Origin of the sequence: Streptomyces sp. NBC_01622 (genome assembly GCF_045209635.1) — a bacterium.
Classification (GTDB): Bacteria; Actinomycetota; Actinomycetes; order Streptomycetales; family Streptomycetaceae; genus Streptomyces.
The window spans coordinates 1,043,071-1,058,242 of sequence record NZ_CP109293.1 but is presented as its reverse complement, the minus strand read 5'-3'; the positions used below and the strand labels follow the sequence as shown (position 1 = coordinate 1,058,242).

Below are 15,172 nucleotides of genomic sequence, written 5' to 3'. Positions count from 1 at the left end.
GGTGAGTTGGCCGGTTGCGCCGACGTGTCACACGCCCCAGCGCAGTCCCGGCGTCTTCACCGGCGCGTCCCACAGCCGCAGCAGTTCCTCGTCGATCTGGCACACGGTCACCGAGGCGCCCGCCATGTCGAGGGACGTGACGTAGTTGCCGACCAGTGTGCGGGCGACGGCGACCCCGCGCTCGGCGAGCACCCGGTGCACCTCGGCGTTGAAGCCGTACAGCTCCAGGAGCGGGGTCGCGCCCATGCCATTGACCAGGACCAGCACCGGATTGCTCGGCGCCATGTCCTCCAGGATCGCGTGCACGGCGAAGTCCGCGATCTCGCCGGAGGTCATCATCGCCCGCCGCTCCCGGCCCGGCTCGCCGTGGATGCCGACGCCCAACTCCAGTTCGCCCGGCGGCAGATCGAAGGTGGGGCTGCCCTTGGCGGGGGTGGTGCAGGCGCTCAGTGCGACACCGAAGCTGCGCGAGTTCTCGTTGACCTGCCGGGCGATCGCCGCCACCCGGTCCAGCGGCTGCCCCTCGGCCGCGGCGGCACCGGCGATCTTCTCGACGAACAGCGTGGCGCCGGTGCCGCGCCGTCCCGCGGTGTAGAGGCTGTCGGTGACGGCCACGTCGTCATTGACCAGCACCTTGGCGGTCTGGATGCCCTCGTCCTCGGCGAGCTCGGCCGCCATGTCGAAGTTCAGGACGTCCCCGGTGTAGTTCTTCACGATGAACAGCACCCCGGCCCCGCTGTCCACGGCCGCCGCGGCGCGCACCATCTGGTCCGGCACGGGGGAGGTGAACACCTCGCCGGGACAGGCCGCGGACAACATCCCCGGACCCACGAACCCACCGTGCAACGGCTCGTGCCCCGACCCGCCACCGGAAACAAGCGCGACCTGCCCGGCCACGGGAGCGTCCCGCCGTACGATCACCCGGTTCTCGACGTCCACGGTCAACTCGGGGTGGGCGGCAGCCATGCCCCGCAGCGCGTCCGTGACCACGGTTTCCGCGACGTTGATCAACATCTTCATGGGTACCTCCTGGCAAGGCTAGCAGATGTGCTCCTGACCTGCACTTTTGCTGGTCAGAGAGGGGTTGTGTCGGTCATCGATCTTGGCGGTCCATGGCGGTCGGAAGTGAGTTCTGGCGGGGCTGATGCTGACCTAATGCCGACTTTGGTGACGGGTCGTCAGGTCTCTGGAGTTGGTCAGGTGATAGGCGGTGGGAGGGCCTCTATGGGAAGTATCGACCTTGCGGGAGCGAAGGTCACGAGCTGGGACGCTCATGGGCGTGCCTGGCTGCCCGGGGCTGCCCTGCCCGCGAGCCGTGCGGCTGGCCATGATGAGGGCCCTGCCCGGGCGAATGTGCTGCGCCACGTCAATCAAGTACTTGTCCGGGAGGGTTTCCAGTATTTCCGGGACTGGGACGGGAATTTCTGACAAGTGGCGCCATGCAACTGTCGGCGCAGTCCCGTTGAGATTGCGGTGGTCATATCACCTCAGAGATAGGGAGCAGGGTCGACCGAGGTCCATGGTCCTCCTGGGTAAAGATGCGCCCGGTGTTCTGCCAGGCCTCGCCCCACGCCTCGCGCAAGCCCGCCCACATACGTTCATCTCGTTCGGCAGTCAGCACCGCAACGAAGTGGGCGCGAGTCGAACCGCTGCTCCGGGGCATGAACACGCGAGCCGGCCGCGAAGCCTGCCAAACGAAGGCAGAGAGATCCGGTACGGGGCAGGCGATTTCACCCTGGACCGACCTCCATACGGCGACCCGGCGCCGGTGCCGATCCGTCTCGGTGTCCAGATATTCAGCCGCGTGCTCTACCGGGCATGGCACCACAAGATCAGCAAGCGGACAGCCACGCGACTACAACCGGCCCCCAGGCCCGGTCACTTGGTCGGGCGAGGAAGCCATGTCACCAGCACATCTGTCAACCGACAGGTCCGCAGTTCCTTGAAGACCGTCGCGGACCGACCCTCGACCGTTACCACGCGGGCCGTCTGTAGGAACATTGGCACAGCGCCCACTTGAACCACGGCAACATCCGTACGGAACACGAGCACCACAGGACGGCGCTGGAGCAATGAATTTGGGGGGATCGGAGACTGGTGATCAGCACTGGAGCGGAGGTCGACGGCGCGCGTGGGGTGTTCTCAGTGGACTCGACCGACCCGGGTGCCGCACCGCGGGGACTGGACACCTTCCGGCGCGGGTGGGAGACGCAGATCGGCGACGATGTCTTCCAGCTGCCGGCCTTCAGCCCGGACACGATCGGTGACTTCCGGGTCAAGGGTCAGGTGGCCAAGGTGCAGGGCGCGGCGATCGCCGATCTTCACGCCGCGTCGGCAACCCGGACCGCGGAGATCCCGGGCGGCGATCAGGATCTGGTGGCGATGTACGTGGTGCAGCGCGGCGCATGGACTCTGGGCGGCCCACCCGATTACGGCGACCAGACCGTATCGGCCGGGCAGTTCCTCATTCGGCACCTCGGGCGCCTGACGGCCTTCGAGACGTCGGCTCACCTCACGGCGAAGTTCTTCGTCCTGCCCCCCGGCGAGCTCAAACCCCTGCTCGGGAACCGGGTCATCACCGGGTCGGCGGATTCTGCCGAGATACGCCTGCTGACGGCCCTCACGGACATGATCCACATAACCGTGGCCGACCTCGGCCCGGCCGGTGTGGAAGCCGCCCACAGCACCCTGATCGAGCTGGCCAAGGCGGTGATGAAGGGCCGGTTCGACGACGTAGAACCTCGGCTGGCTCCCGCGCTCACCCGGGCAGCCAAGGACCTCGCGGACCGCCGGCTCGCTGATCCCGAACTTTCTCCGGCAATGCTTGCGCGTGAACTCAACGTCTCCGTCCGTACGTTGCACCGGGCATTCGCCGCGGTGGGAGAGCAGGTGGCCACCTACATCCGCCACCGGCGACTGCAAGAGGCCCGGCTCGCCCTCACCGCGCCGTCAGGTCGCCTGAGTATCTCGGAACTCGCCGCACACTGGCAGTTCGCGGACGGCAGCCACTTCACCCGGGCCTTCAAGAAGCGCTACGGTCAGGCTCCCACCGAGTACGCCCGCTCGATCGGAGCAGCCTCGCTCTCGCCGAACAGGCACCCGCCGGGCCACGGGCCGGCCGAAAGCGCGTGACCAAAGGGGTGTTCTTCGCGGTTCGCATGTCTCACGAGACGTGGACTGCTGACCCTGAGGTGGTGGTGTGGTTCACCGTTTTGGGGTGTCGCCGAGGTGAGCCCGGAAGCCGCCAATTGTTGATCTTGAGGCGTCAGCGCATCCGTCGGGCATCGGGGTCGCGTTCGGCGACGTGCCGGGCGACCGCGTCGACGCTGGGGCGTGCGTACCGCTCCAAGAAGCGGACGAAGGCGTGGCGGGAGCGGGCCAGGAGCGTCGGGGGGAGGTGCCGCCCTCGGCGTCGTGTGTCAGGGTGCTGTGGCGGATCTGGTGCAGTGGTCAGCCATCGCGCGCGCCTCGATGCCGGTGTCCTTGACCGGCTTGGCGAACTCGGCATCGAACCGCTCCTGCCGAGTTCGCCGGTCCGCGTGCGCGACGATTTCAGCTGCGGGCCCGAGGACGGCGTTCCTCCTCGGTGTCGCTGCTCCCTGCGCTCGTCAGAATCGCGCTCGCGACAACCTCGAAGAGGTGGTCGGCGCGTGGCGCGAGCGAGTGTTGGTCGCCGAGCCAAGCGAGCATGGCCACCAGCGCAAACAAATCGGTGCCATCGATGTCGCTCCGCGCCACGCCCGCGGCCTGGGCACGGGTGAGGAGCCGCGCACCGGCCGCGCGCAGGGTGACGCACGAAGCGTGGAGTGCGGATTCGGTGTCCTCGATGGCGGCTGCCATCAGCACGGTCACGCCCCGATACTCGGTTGTCCACGCGACGCAGTCGCGTAGCCACGAAACGAGAGCGTCTTCGGGTGAGCTCGACGTTTCGAGCTCGGCTGCCTGTGCCGTCAGTTCGTCGAAGCTCGTGCGGAGCAGCGCATCGAGCAGCGCCTCGCGCGTCGGGAAGTGACGCAGCAGCGTCGCGAGCCCGACGTCGGCCCTGCGCGCGATGTCGCGCAGTGACACGTCGACGCCCTGCTCGGTGATGGCGGTGCCCGCTACTGCGAGCAGGTGGTCGCGGTTCTTCCTGGCGTCGGCCCGCATGTGTCCCTCTTGACTATCCGGATCAGTGGTCCATATATTCGGATCAGTGGTCCACATATATGGATCGCTGATCCGGATAAGCGTATCCCGCGGCGCGGGCAGGAGAAAACGATGCCGACACACACGATGAGGGCGGTCCGGCTCCATGAGCACGGTGGCCCTGAAGTTCTGCGTTACGACGAGGTGCCGATTCCCGAGCCGGGGCCGGGCGAAGTGCTCGTCCGCGTTCACGCGGTCGGCATCAATCCTCCGGACTGGTACCTGCGCGGCGGGCTGACCAGGATGCCCGGGGAGACGGAATCGACGGTCAGCCTGCCGGTGATTCCGGGGACGGACATGTCGGGCGTCGTCGAGGCTGTCGCCGCGGACGTGGACGGCCTCGCCGTCGGTGATGAAGTCTTCGGTCTTCTGCGTTTTCCCAGCTTCAACGGCAGCGCATACGCCGAGTACGTGGCCGCTCCCGCGACGGACCTCGCACACAAGCCGGCCGGCATCGACCACGTACACGCAGCCGGGGCGCCCATGGCCGGGCTCACCGCGTGGCAGTTCCTGATCGACGTCGGACACGATCACCCCTCGCCCTTCCAGGAGGCAGGGCATCACCCGACGGCACTCGACGCCGGCACGACGGTGCTCGTCAACGGTGCCGCGGGCGGCGTGGGCCACTTCGCACTACAGCTGGCGAAATGGAAGGGCGCACGTGTCATCGCGGTGGCATCGGGCGCGCATGAATCGTTCCTGAGCGAACTCGGCGCCGACCAGTTCATCGACTACACCAAGAGTCGTCCCGAGGAAGTGGTGCACGACGTCGACCTCGTTCTCGACACGGTGGGTGGCCCCGACAGCAAACGCTTCCTGCGCACGCTCAAGCGCGGCGGCGCCCAGTTCCCCGTGCTCCCCGGGGACTTCGATGAAGAAGAGACCGCGAAGCTCGGCGTCACGGTCTCGAGCGCCCAGGTCCGCTCGAACGGCGCGCAACTCGCTGAACTGGGGCGCCTGCTCAACGCGGGCACCATCCACGTCGCGATCGACAGCACGTTTGCGCTCGCGGATGCCCGGGCCGCGCACGAACGCGCCGCCCGAGGGCACATCCAGGGCAAGATCGTACTCTCGGTCGCTTAGGAACGAGCCGTTTCACCGACGCGTCCGGCGCCCGTCCGCGAGGCACCGGCGGCCATCGAGACGCCGACGCGGAGAACTTGGGGCGCGTCCTGGCGACCGCGCGGCCACGATGCTCGCAACGGTGGACCGAGCCGACCGCACGGGTCGGCTCGGTCCACCGCAGGAGATCGCCGAGACGGTCGCATTCCTGATGCCGGCAGAAGGGCGACATCACTGGCCAGCGGCAGCGGTCCGGCGTCCCGACGGTGGAGCGGTCGGTCGCAAGGCGGTACGCCGCTCATGTCACGCCCTCCGCCCTCCCGGCGCACCCCGGGCGGCCGCTGTCGCTGTGCGCGCTGTGCGCCCGATCTTCCACCCGACAACCGAGCATGAGCGAGGCTTGATATGACGACAACTGCGGCTTTCGGCTGGGGAAGCAGCCACCTCAACACAACGCCGGCGGGAGAGGTGAAACTCGACCCTGTAGAGCGGCTCGCCGTGCAGCAGACGCTGGCACGCTACGCCTTCGCCCTGGATCACGGAGATCTGGTGACGTTGGCGGGCGTCCTGACCGAAGACGCCACCTGGACGGCCAACATCGCCGGTGAGGTCGAGCAGGGCCCCTTCGTCGGACACGCGGCGATTCTCGATCTGGTGCGAGAGACGACGGAAGCGCAAACCGATCAACGAAGGCACAACCTGATCAACATGGTCTTCCGCCGTGCGGACGCCGACACGGCAGTGGTGGGGGCCTACCTGATGCTGACGTCGAACGCGGGCGGGAGCGCGACCGTGATCGCGACCGGCTTCTACACGTTCACTCTGCGGCATGCCGAAAGCGCGTGGCGTATCGCGAAGGTGTTCGTCGGTCTGGACAACGCCGCGTGAAGCTCAGCGACTGCTGAGGTATCGGTCCAGGGCAACTGTGATGTCGCTGGTCTGCAATTCCCTGTTGAATCTGCGTTGATGCAGGCCAACAGGGAGGTTCATGGTGTCACGGTGGCGTGTCTACTGGGTGCCGGCGCAGCGGGTCGTCGAGGCGATCCGGGTGCCGGCTCTGGGTGACTGGGAGGATCTGGAGGCGCGTGAGGTACGTGCGGGGATCCGTCCGGGAACCCCAATCTTGCTGTCGCCCAACTGCCAGATCGACGGACGGTTGAGCCATTTTCTGACCCGTTCGTCTTTTGCCCGGCTTGATCCGGAGACCAAGCGGAACTATACGACCGACTACTGCGTCTTCTTCGATTCTTTGTGGAGCCGCGGAAAGAAGTGGGATGAAGCAACCTCCGGCGATCTATGGGATTTCGAGGACTGGCGCACAAGGTCTGTAAAAATCCGCAGAAGGTGGGCGGAGCGCGTTGGAACCGTGGCCTCGCCGCTTTGGGTCGCTTGTACTCGTGGGCGGTCAAGCAGCGGTACGTGTCGGTGAGTCCGATTGAGATACGGGAAGCGATCGGACGGCATGGGCAGGTAGTGGAAGTGCCCGCTGCCCGGGCCAAGGACGCGCGGTCCAGTAACGTGCGCTGGCTGACGCCCAGGACGTTCCGTCCGTGGGTAGACGTTGGCTTGCGCGGATTCTCTGCGGACGGGATTCCCGACACGGCCTGGGCCAGCCACCTGGCAGATCGCAATTCGGCCTTCGCCAATCTGGATCCTGGTCTGGACGCCCAGAAAGTCGGGCGGGGTTCAGCGGCCGAACCGTGACTGCAACTGCTCAGGGAGACGTTCGCCCTGGATCCGGATGTTGGCCGCGGCCTCTTCGATCCGATGTAGGTCGCCGGTTGTCAGCTCGACGTCGAGTGCGCCCAGGTTCTCTTCTAGGCGGTACAGCTTGGTGGTGCCGGGGATCGGCACGAACCATGGCTTCTGCGCCAGCACCCAGGCGATAGCGATCTGGGCCGGCGTGGCTCCTTTGTCGTCGGCAATCTGCTGCAGCAGGTCGACCAGCACTTGGTTGGCTTGCCGTGCTTCAGGGCTGAAGCGCGGAAGCAGGCGGCGGAGGTCGTTGTCGGCCAGCGACGTGCTGGAATCGATCTTGCCGGTCAAAAATCCTTTGACGAGCGGGCTGTAGGGCACCAGACCGATGCCCAGTTCCTCCAAGGTCGGAATGATTTCGGTTTCGTGCTCGCGCATCCAGAGCGAGTACTCGCTTTGCAGTGCCGCTACTGGCTGCACGGCGTGGGCGCGACGAATCGTCGCGGTACCGGCCTCGGACAAGCCGAAGTGCTTTACCTTGCCTTCGGTGATCAGCTCCTTGACCGTGCCGGCCACGTCTTCAAATGGGCACGTTGGGGTCGACGCGGTGTTGGTAGAACAGGTCGATGCTTTCGGTTTGAAGACGCTTGAGCGAGGCCTCGGTAACTTGGCGGATATGCTCGGGTCTGCTGTCGACCCCGGACATCGGGGTCGGCCCGTGCTCGCCGTGCTTGATTCCAAACCTGGTGGCGATCACCACCTGGTCGCGGACCGGTGCCAGCGCCTGACCGACCAGGTCCTCATTGGTAAACGGGCCGTAGAATTCGGCAGTGTCGAAGAAAGTCACGCCGTGGTCAACGGCCGCCCGCAGCAGCTTCGTCATCTCGTCTGTGTCTTGTGGCTGACCGTAGAAGAAACTCCTGCCCATGCAGCCGAGCCCGAGAGCCGAGACTTCGAGGTGTTTTCCTAGTCTGCATTGTTGCATTAGAGATGCTCCTGGGATATCGGTCGTCTGGCTCCCTCTTATTTCGTGTTTACTGACCTTGAATGCGCGATGTCGTCATGGTGAGGCGGGTGCCAGTCCGGTGCCGGTGAGGCAGCCGTCGAGGACGTCGTGGCGGTATTGGAGCTGGCGTAAGCCGCGCCGGACGGCGGTGATCAGGTCGTGCGGGTCGGCGAAGGCGCGGTTGGCTGTGGTGGTGCGCCGCAGTACCGACCAGATGCCCTCGACCGGGTTGAGATCGGGTGCGTAGGGCGGGAGTTGGTAGACGGTGAGCCAGTCCCGTTCGGCGATGTAGTGGCGCATCCCGGCCGTCAGGTGGGTGTTGAGGTTGTCCCAGACCAGCACGATCGGGCCGTCGAGTTGCTGGTGTGCGGTCCGGATCAGGTCGCGGTAGTCCTTCCAGGAGAAGCTTTTGCGTCCGTCGGGGCGGGCGTCCGGGCAGGGCCGGTAGATCAGCCGGGAGCGTTCGCCGGGTTTGTAGCAGGCCAGGGCGGCGACGGATAATCGTCGGCGGGAGCGGCCCCGTACGCGCACGACGGGAGTGCGGCCGCGGCGGGACCAGGTGTGGGCGGTCGGCGGCGTCATCGAGAACCCGGCCTCGTCCTCGAAGACGAGCCAGGCGTCGAGCGCCGCCACGGTCATTCCACGCGCGGCCAGGTCTCCTTCACCCAGCCGGCCACCGCCGCCTCGTCACGCTCGACAGCTCGGCGGGCGGGGATCTGGCAGGTCCAGCCGTGCCGTTTGAGCAGGGCCGCGACGCCCTGGATCGTGTAGCTCCTGTGGAACCGTCGCCCGATCAGGGTCTTGATCCGTGCCAGAGTCCAGGTCTGGTCGGGCCAGCCGTGTGCGAGGGGGCCCTTGTCCAACTCCCGCTCCAGGACCGCGAACAGCTCATCGCTCAGCAGCGGCAGGGACGCCGGTCCCTTCGACGCAAGAGCCCGCGTCCCACCCTCGGCCCACGCTCTGCGCCAGCGCTGCACCGAGCGGACAGTGACCCGCAGGTCATGAGCGACAACGGCAGTGTCCTCACCTCGCGAGAATCGCTCAGCCGCTTCTGCCCGAAGCCGCTCCCGAAACGCCCGACGCTCGGCGGTCAGCCCGCCACCCTGCGCGTACCTCATGAAGACGGCATACCGCCGGGATCACCAGCTGTCAGCCCTCACGACACCACGCTTTGAAGGTCAGTAGTACTCCAGTGGTAGATCGTGATGGTGCTGGTCGGTGTGGGTGTCCGGTCTCAGGAAGTGGTCTCACCGGTCTTGTTCAGCGTGGCGATGGACTTGGATGTCTCAGTGGAGGTCGATGACGAGACCACTGTCAGCGACCGTGATGCCGCCTTCGTATGCCCGGCGGGCAGCGTCCACGGAGGCATGTGGGTCCGATCCGGGCCACAGATGGGTGAGCAAGAGGCGACCCACATGCGCTTGAGCGGCGTACTGGCCGGCCTGCCGCGCGCTGGAGAGGTACTGCGCGGAGTGCTCGGGCACTTCCTCGGCATAGGTGGCCTCGGCAATGAGTACATCGGCATCCCGCGCCAGGTCCGTGATGTCGGGGCACGGCCCGGTGTCACCGGTGTAGGCCAGCCGCCGCCCACCAGCCGTCAGCCGGATGCCCGCGTTGGGCACCCAGTGCGGTAATGACCGCGTGGCTACCTCGAACGGACCGATCTCGAACTGCGCGCCCGGTATGAACTCGTGCAGCAGGTAGGAGGCGTCAAGCATTCCCGGCCGGTCCAGGGCGAGGACCGCATCGAGAGCCCGGGGTGGGGCAAAGACCGGTAGTGCGGGCGGCGGGTCATCGTCCAGAGCCCTGGCCCGCAGCAGCGGGTTCAGGTCGGCACAGTGGTCGGGGTGCCCATGACTGATCAGCACCGCGTCGACGCCGTGCGGAGCCGTATGCTCCAACAGCCGGGGGAGGGCGGCGTATCCGAGGTCGATGACGAGCCGAAAGTCCTCGTGCTCCACGAGGAAACCACTGCACGCCAGACCAGCCGACGGCCACGCACCACAGCCCCCCAGCACAGTGATCCGCATGGTCTTCACCATACGAGACCCGCTGGCCGGCATGTGCTCATTTCAGAAGGACAGCCGGTTACACAGACTGGTGCGGCCACCGGTGATCATCGTGGTTTGTGAAGACAACGAATGCTCAGGCGATGGCCGCGGGTCGCAGCGTAGACCCAGCCCGCTGGCTGGCAATGTTCGATCATCTGATGGGCCGGACAGCGGGACGGTTCGCGCGGGTCGAACCTCGGCGTCGGGTCCGGAAGTTGGTGCTCGGGTTGCTGTCGGACCTGCCGCGTAAGAACTGCTGGACCATCGCAGAGTGGGCCGGGGAGACCACCCCGGACGGCATGCAGCACCTGCTCAGTCGGGCCAAGTGGGACGCCGACCGGGTACGCGACGACACGCGGGAATACGTGGTGGAGCACCTGCACGACACCCAGGCGGTACTGGTGGTCGACGAGACCGGGGACGTGAAGAAGGGCACCGGCACGGTCGGCGTCCAGCGCCAATACACCGGCACCGCGGGCAGGATCGAAAACGGCCAGGTCGCCGTCTACCTGGTCTACGCCGGTCGGAGCGGGCACGCGGCGGTGGACCGGGAACTGTATGTCCCGCGCTCGTGGACGGCCGCCCCCGGTCGCTGCCGGGATGCCGGACTCGGCGAGGACACCGCCTTCGCGACCAAACCGGAACTTGCCACCCGCATGATCACCCGGTTCCTGGACGCCGGCCACGACGCTTCGTGGGTCGCGGGCGACGAGGTCGACGGCGGCAACCCGAAACTGCGGGCCGCGCTGGAGGAACGCGGCACCGGCTACGTCCTCGCCGTGGCCTGCTCCCACGAAGTCACCACCCAGGCCAGGAAGTTCCGCGCGGACGCCCTGGCCAAGAAGCTGCCGAAGCGGGCCTGGCAGAAGCTGTCCGCCGGAGCGGGAGCGAAGGGCCACCGCTTCTACGACTGGGCCGTCATCGACCTGGCCGCCCCCACCCCCGGCAGCCGTCAACTGCTGATCCGCCAGTTCCGGCGAGGCATCCGTCGAGACTCCTTCGCGACCACCGAACTCGGCTCGCCCACAGCAAACCGCTCGGCCGCCGTCATCCGGATCTCTTCGCGGAACTGCCGGCGCTCATCGCTCACGCCCCCGCCCTGCGCATACCTCATGACACCGGCGTACCGCGACGATCAAGCCCTGTCAGCAGCTACGACAACCCGAGTTCAAGCTCAGTAGGCAGTCTTCCGGGACGCCGGTGAGACCCTAGTGATACAGGCATGCCCTCAACGCTATGGCTTTGGAGTGCACTCCAAGCAAGCGGAACAGGTAAGAAATCGGCAGGGTGCTCCCGCGGGGGCGGCGGCCGCACCCTTGGGTGCTGCCGGGCCGCGGGGCCGCTTAGCCTCGATTCGTCAGCGGCTCTGATTGCCTGAGCGGGCTACCGGTTCGCCCCGTTTGTTCCGCGCGATCGCGTGCGGGGCCTTCGCGTATCGCTGCGGCTGCGCCGGGGTCCACGGCTCCCGGAATGTGCTGGTCCTGCTCCTTCCTGGTCTTCGTCGGGGTTGGCGACCGGTCATCAGGTGACGTCTGGGAGGGCGGTGAGCCGCTGCCAGCAGGTGGTGAACGCTCCGGCCCAGGGTCAGGTCCGCTCGATCCGCAGCCGGCGGCGGCGGGCGTGGTCGACGAGGCGTGCGGGCAGGTGATAGAGGCGGAAGCGCATGGTGGCCGGCTCTGCGTCGGCCAGGTCGTCGATCTCGTGCAGGGCCAGCAGCCGCAGCCATGCGTCGAGATCGGCGGCGATGTTCGCGGCGAGCATCCAGCCGCGGTTGACCTCCCAGGAGGCGGAGGGCAAGTTGTCCAGGCCCATCGCTTTGTTGGTGCACCCGGTCTTCCACGCCGGCGTGTGCGCGGTGCAGTACGTCCAGGAACTGGGCGTGGCCCGAGACGGCGATGCCCCACATGCGGCCGATGTTGGTCGCGGTGATGCAGTAGCGCCAGCCGGTCCTGGTCTCGAACGCGGTCAGCTTCTTCAGATGCCGCCGGGTCGGACGGACCCGGCGCACGATCAGCCGCATGCCCTCCGGCCAGCCCTCATGGGTGTTCACACCGGTCAACTCGGCGACGAAGTAGCCTTCTTGGAGACTGCCGTCCTGGTGCACGGAGGTCTCCCAGGCGGCCTCGGTCAGGCGGGCGATGGCCTTCTCGTCGTCATCGGTGATCTTCCAGCCGACGGTGTAACGCACCGTGCGCCGCGTGGTGTTCAGGGCTTCCAAGTACTCCAGCAGCCCGTGGGTGGCTCCGGCGCCGTCCACCCGGACGAGGATCTTCGCGGCCGAGGAGCCGGGGATCTGGGCGATGGCCTCGGTGAGTACGGCGAGGTGGTCGGCCACCGTGTTCGCACCTGCATTGCCCGGTCGCAGGAGCATGGCCAAGGACCCGGTGGTGTTCGCGCACCACGCGGCCAGCGGGTGAAACCCGAACGTCTTTTTGAAGGTGACCGCCGCCCCGGCCTTCTTCGACGCCGAGGTGATGATGGTGGCGTCGATGTCGATGATGATCCAGCCGGTCAGCCGTTTTCCCGCCACCGTCAGCCACGGGAAGCCGCCCGGCCGCAGATGGAGCAGACTCCACACATGCCGACGCACCCTCGCCCGCGCCTTCGTGATCTTCGCCAGGGTGGCCCGTCGAGCACGGCCAGCGTGCGCCGCGCGGTGGAGTCCGAGGCCACAAGCCCGAACAACGGTCGGTGATGCAGCTGGAGTTGCCCGGCCTCCGATAAGTTCGCCGCCCCCAGCACGATCGCGATCGCAAGGTGCACCAGCACCCCGGCACGGTCCCGCCAGCCGGCTGCGGTGCTTGCCGGAAAGGTTCCTTGCTCTCTGCCACGGATACGACCTAGACACTCGCATCCTCGCAGGTCAACGGCACCTTTCTGCTATCGGGGCGTCGGATCACCCAATTCCGCTGAATACACCGGGTTAAGGATCTCGGCGGTTCCCGGTGAGCTGAGAGGTGATCCTCCGCCCCGTGGCTCACCATCAGGCGGTGTTTCCTGCCCGACTTCGGCTGGCCGACCGACGGCGGGCCGGTGTCAGCTCCCCTTCTCCTTCGTGCGTATGTGGCAGCCGTCCACACAGGCCCTGGACCCGTCGAGCTCGCCGGCCGCCTTGAGTTGTAAGGAGGATGCCGGCAGCTGGTTGAAGACTCCGACCAGTTGCCGGCGGTCCAGGCGTCGGGGATGAGCGTGTTGTGGAAGCGCCGTGGGCGCTGAAGAAGGCTCAGTCGATCAGTTCGGCGGCCCGTTCGGCGATGGCGTAGACGGTCGCGTTGGTGTTGGCCGAGGGGATGGACGGCATCACCGAGGCATCGGCGATCCGCAGTCCGGCTATTCCGTGCACGCGCAGGTTCGCAGGGTCGACGACTGCATCGGCGTCGGCTCCCATGCGGCAGGTGCCGGTGTAGTGGAAGTAGGGGCCGGTGGCCTTGCGGATGAACTCGTCCACGGATTCGCCGGTCGTCCCGGAGCCCGGCACCGCTTCCTGCTTGCGCCAGTCGGCGAACGCGTCGGCCTCCCCGATGCGGCGTGCAAAGGCCAGGCCCTTGCGCATGATCTCCAGGTCACGGTCGTCGCTCAGGTAGCCGGGGTCGACGACGGGAGCGCTGCCGGGATTGGCGTCCGTCAGGCGCACGGTGCCGCTGCTGTGCGGAGCCATCGCGGAGAAAGCGATGGAGTAGCCGTTGGCCGGCGGCTGGCCCCATGCCGACGGGAGCGGTGCGGCGACGATGTAGACCTGAAGGTCCGGCCGGGCCGCGGCGGGGTCGCTGTACAGCAGGCCCATCATCTCAGCCGGCGGGTTGGCAGGAACGAAGGGTACGGGCTGGATGGCCTCGTACACCACGCCCGCCATCGGATGGTCCTGCAGATGGGAGCCCACTCCCGGCAGGTCGGCGACGACGTCGATGCCGTGTTCCTCAAGGTGTTGTGCCGGGCCGATCCCTGACAGCATCAGGAGGTGTGCGGAGCCGATGGCTCCTGCGGTCAGTACCACCTCGGCGCTGTCGACGGACAGGTGCTCGCCACCGATGGTGTACTCGACGCCGGTGCAGCGGCCCTCGGTGGTGCGCAGCCGCTGCACGGTCGCGTCCGTGACGACGTCCAGGTTCGGCCGGTCGAGGAACGGACGGATGTAAGCGTCGGCCGCGCTCTGGCGGGCGCCGCCGGGCAGATTCATGTCACTCCACCCGAATCCGGTCTCCAGCCCGCTGCCGATGTCATCGGCGCGTGCGAACCCGGCCTCCACCGCGGCGTCGACGCCCGCCGTGGCCAGGGGATGGGGTTCCGGGACCGGGGCGACCACGACCGGCCCGTCCGTGCCCCGCACGGAGGCATTACGGCTGCGAGTGCTCTCGCTGCGGCGGAAATAGGGCAGCAGATCGTCGAAACCCCAGCCTGGAGCACCGAGGCCGGGCCATTCGTCGTAACCGGAGCGGTGCCCCCGCAGGTGATAGAGGCCGTTGATGCTCGACGATCCGCCGAGCGCTTTGCCGCGCAGTACGTCAGCGGCCCTGCCTGTACCGGCCTGCAAGGTCGAGGCGCCCAGCCAGAGGGATGACGGGTCGAACCCCAGGAAGCCCCAAGGAGATGCCATCGTCTCGGTTGCGTCCCGGGCTCCGGCCTCCAACAGCAGCACCCGCACGCCGGGGCGTTCCGAAAGCCGGGAGGCAATCACGCATCCCGCTGTGCCCGCTCCCACCACGACATAGTCATAAGGACTCTTGCTCATCATGTCTCCGCTTTCCACGGCAGCCTTGTCCGACCACCGCATTTCAGAGAATCAGCGCCTCGAAGATCAAGGGGCTGATTACGCTTATGTACTAAAGGGGCCTAAAAGTTAAAGTGGTTTTGTCTTCGCGTCAGTCCTGTCGGTTGCCCAGCCGAGTCCGGGCTCGGTGCGCAGACGGTGTGGAACCGGCCGATCAGCAGCGAGCGGGCTCCAGTGACCCAGTGGCAAACGATCACCTTGATCCGGCGAGCCTGGGCACGCCCGATCCGCACACTGCCGTCTGTCGTCTGCCGTCGAAGCTTAGGAAAACCGACACAGCACGCACTTGAACCACAGTGACGTCCGTTCGGAACCTGAGCGCCAGATGACAACGCAGGAGCACATACGTCGGTTCGTGCACGGGCGGGCAGATGGCGGGAGAGCCGGCGGCACACAGCACTGCGG

The 15,172-nt window shown here is 67.0% G+C and carries 10 protein-coding genes and 3 pseudogenes; 4 read left to right on the top strand and 9 right to left on the bottom strand.

The features are described 5' to 3' along the window. Positions 1–27: 27 nt before the first annotated feature. Positions 28–1,020, bottom strand: a complete 993-nt coding sequence (gene dhaK / locus OH768_RS04805) for a dihydroxyacetone kinase subunit DhaK (RefSeq protein WP_388103305.1) — start codon at positions 1,018–1,020, stop codon at positions 28–30. A gap of 1,266 nt (positions 1,021–2,286) precedes the next feature. Here dhaK and OH768_RS04800 point away from each other — a divergent pair. Then, positions 2,287–3,132: a helix-turn-helix domain-containing protein gene (locus tag OH768_RS04800; protein ID WP_406450347.1), complete on the top strand. Its 846-nt coding sequence runs from the start codon at positions 2,287–2,289 to the stop codon at positions 3,130–3,132. Between the two features lie 420 nt (positions 3,133–3,552). Here the strand turns inward: OH768_RS04800 and OH768_RS04795 are convergent, their stop codons facing one another. Next, the gene (locus tag OH768_RS04795) at positions 3,553–4,146 is read right to left on the bottom strand and encodes a TetR/AcrR family transcriptional regulator (RefSeq protein ID WP_406450345.1); all 594 of its coding nucleotides are present in this window, start codon (positions 4,144–4,146) and stop codon (positions 3,553–3,555) included. Positions 4,147–4,257: 111 nt separating this feature from the next. On the opposite strand from OH768_RS04795, the gene OH768_RS04790 reads away from it, so the two are divergent. After that, a complete protein-coding gene (locus OH768_RS04790) occupies positions 4,258–5,268 on the top strand; it encodes an NADP-dependent oxidoreductase (protein WP_406450343.1) in 1,011 nt (336 codons plus the stop codon). A 384-nt stretch (positions 5,269–5,652) separates the two neighbouring features. Next, positions 5,653–6,135, top strand: coding sequence for a nuclear transport factor 2 family protein (locus OH768_RS04785; RefSeq protein WP_406450341.1), 483 nt, complete (start codon positions 5,653–5,655; stop codon positions 6,133–6,135). A gap of 798 nt (positions 6,136–6,933) precedes the next feature. Here OH768_RS04785 and OH768_RS04780 read toward each other — a convergent pair. The 4 genes and pseudogenes from OH768_RS04780 to OH768_RS04765 form a co-directional block, all read right to left on the bottom strand. Beyond that, positions 6,934–7,927: pseudogene (locus tag OH768_RS04780) on the bottom strand (aldo/keto reductase). A 75-nt stretch (positions 7,928–8,002) separates the two neighbouring features. Continuing rightward, positions 8,003–8,530 carry a transposase gene (locus tag OH768_RS04775; protein ID WP_406465140.1) on the bottom strand — a complete coding sequence of 176 codons (528 nt, stop codon included), beginning with the start codon at positions 8,528–8,530 and terminating at the stop codon, positions 8,003–8,005. Positions 8,531–8,583: 53 nt separating this feature from the next. After that, positions 8,584–9,066, bottom strand: a complete 483-nt coding sequence (locus tag OH768_RS04770) for a winged helix-turn-helix domain-containing protein (RefSeq protein WP_406450339.1) — start codon at positions 9,064–9,066, stop codon at positions 8,584–8,586. A 168-nt stretch (positions 9,067–9,234) separates the two neighbouring features. Further along, positions 9,235–9,990, bottom strand: a complete 756-nt coding sequence (locus OH768_RS04765; protein ID WP_406450337.1) for an MBL fold metallo-hydrolase — start codon at positions 9,988–9,990, stop codon at positions 9,235–9,237. A gap of 167 nt (positions 9,991–10,157) precedes the next feature. On the opposite strand from OH768_RS04765, the pseudogene OH768_RS04760 reads away from it, so the two are divergent. Beyond that, positions 10,158–10,977 (top strand): annotated as a pseudogene (locus tag OH768_RS04760) (IS701 family transposase); the annotation flags it as partial. 606 nt (positions 10,978–11,583) lie between these two features. Here the strand turns inward: OH768_RS04760 and OH768_RS04755 are convergent. From OH768_RS04755 to OH768_RS04745, 3 genes and pseudogenes are all read right to left on the bottom strand, one after another. After that, positions 11,584–11,811 carry a transposase gene (locus OH768_RS04755; RefSeq protein ID WP_406450335.1) on the bottom strand — a complete coding sequence of 76 codons (228 nt, stop codon included), beginning with the start codon at positions 11,809–11,811 and terminating at the stop codon, positions 11,584–11,586. A 232-nt stretch (positions 11,812–12,043) separates the two neighbouring features. Then, a pseudogene (locus OH768_RS04750) lies at positions 12,044–12,853 on the bottom strand (transposase); the annotation flags it as partial. A 369-nt stretch (positions 12,854–13,222) separates the two neighbouring features. Beyond that, positions 13,223–14,728, bottom strand: coding sequence for a GMC family oxidoreductase (locus OH768_RS04745; protein ID WP_406450333.1), 1,506 nt, complete (start codon positions 14,726–14,728; stop codon positions 13,223–13,225). Positions 14,729–15,172: the final 444 nt, after the last annotated feature.

What these genes read in the sequence shown, in the direction of transcription:
- OH768_RS04785 (WP_406450341.1), top strand. Translation starts at nt 5,653, where the DNA reads ATGACGACAACTGCGGCTTTCGGCTGGGGAAGCAGCCACCTCAACACA.
- OH768_RS04745 (WP_406450333.1), bottom strand. Translation starts at nt 14,728, where the DNA reads ATGAGCAAGAGTCCTTATGACTATGTCGTGGTGGGAGCGGGCACAGCG.
- OH768_RS04795 (WP_406450345.1), bottom strand. Translation starts at nt 4,146, where the DNA reads ATGCGGGCCGACGCCAGGAAGAACCGCGACCACCTGCTCGCAGTAGCG.
- OH768_RS04775 (WP_406465140.1), bottom strand. Translation starts at nt 8,530, where the DNA reads ATGACGCCGCCGACCGCCCACACCTGGTCCCGCCGCGGCCGCACTCCC.
- OH768_RS04765 (WP_406450337.1), bottom strand. Translation starts at nt 9,990, where the DNA reads ATGGTGAAGACCATGCGGATCACTGTGCTGGGGGGCTGTGGTGCGTGG.
- dhaK (WP_388103305.1), bottom strand. Translation starts at nt 1,020, where the DNA reads ATGAAGATGTTGATCAACGTCGCGGAAACCGTGGTCACGGACGCGCTG.
- OH768_RS04770 (WP_406450339.1), bottom strand. Translation starts at nt 9,066, where the DNA reads ATGAGGTACGCGCAGGGTGGCGGGCTGACCGCCGAGCGTCGGGCGTTT.
- OH768_RS04790 (WP_406450343.1), top strand. Translation starts at nt 4,258, where the DNA reads ATGCCGACACACACGATGAGGGCGGTCCGGCTCCATGAGCACGGTGGC.
- OH768_RS04755 (WP_406450335.1), bottom strand. Translation starts at nt 11,811, where the DNA reads ATGGGCCTGGACAACTTGCCCTCCGCCTCCTGGGAGGTCAACCGCGGC.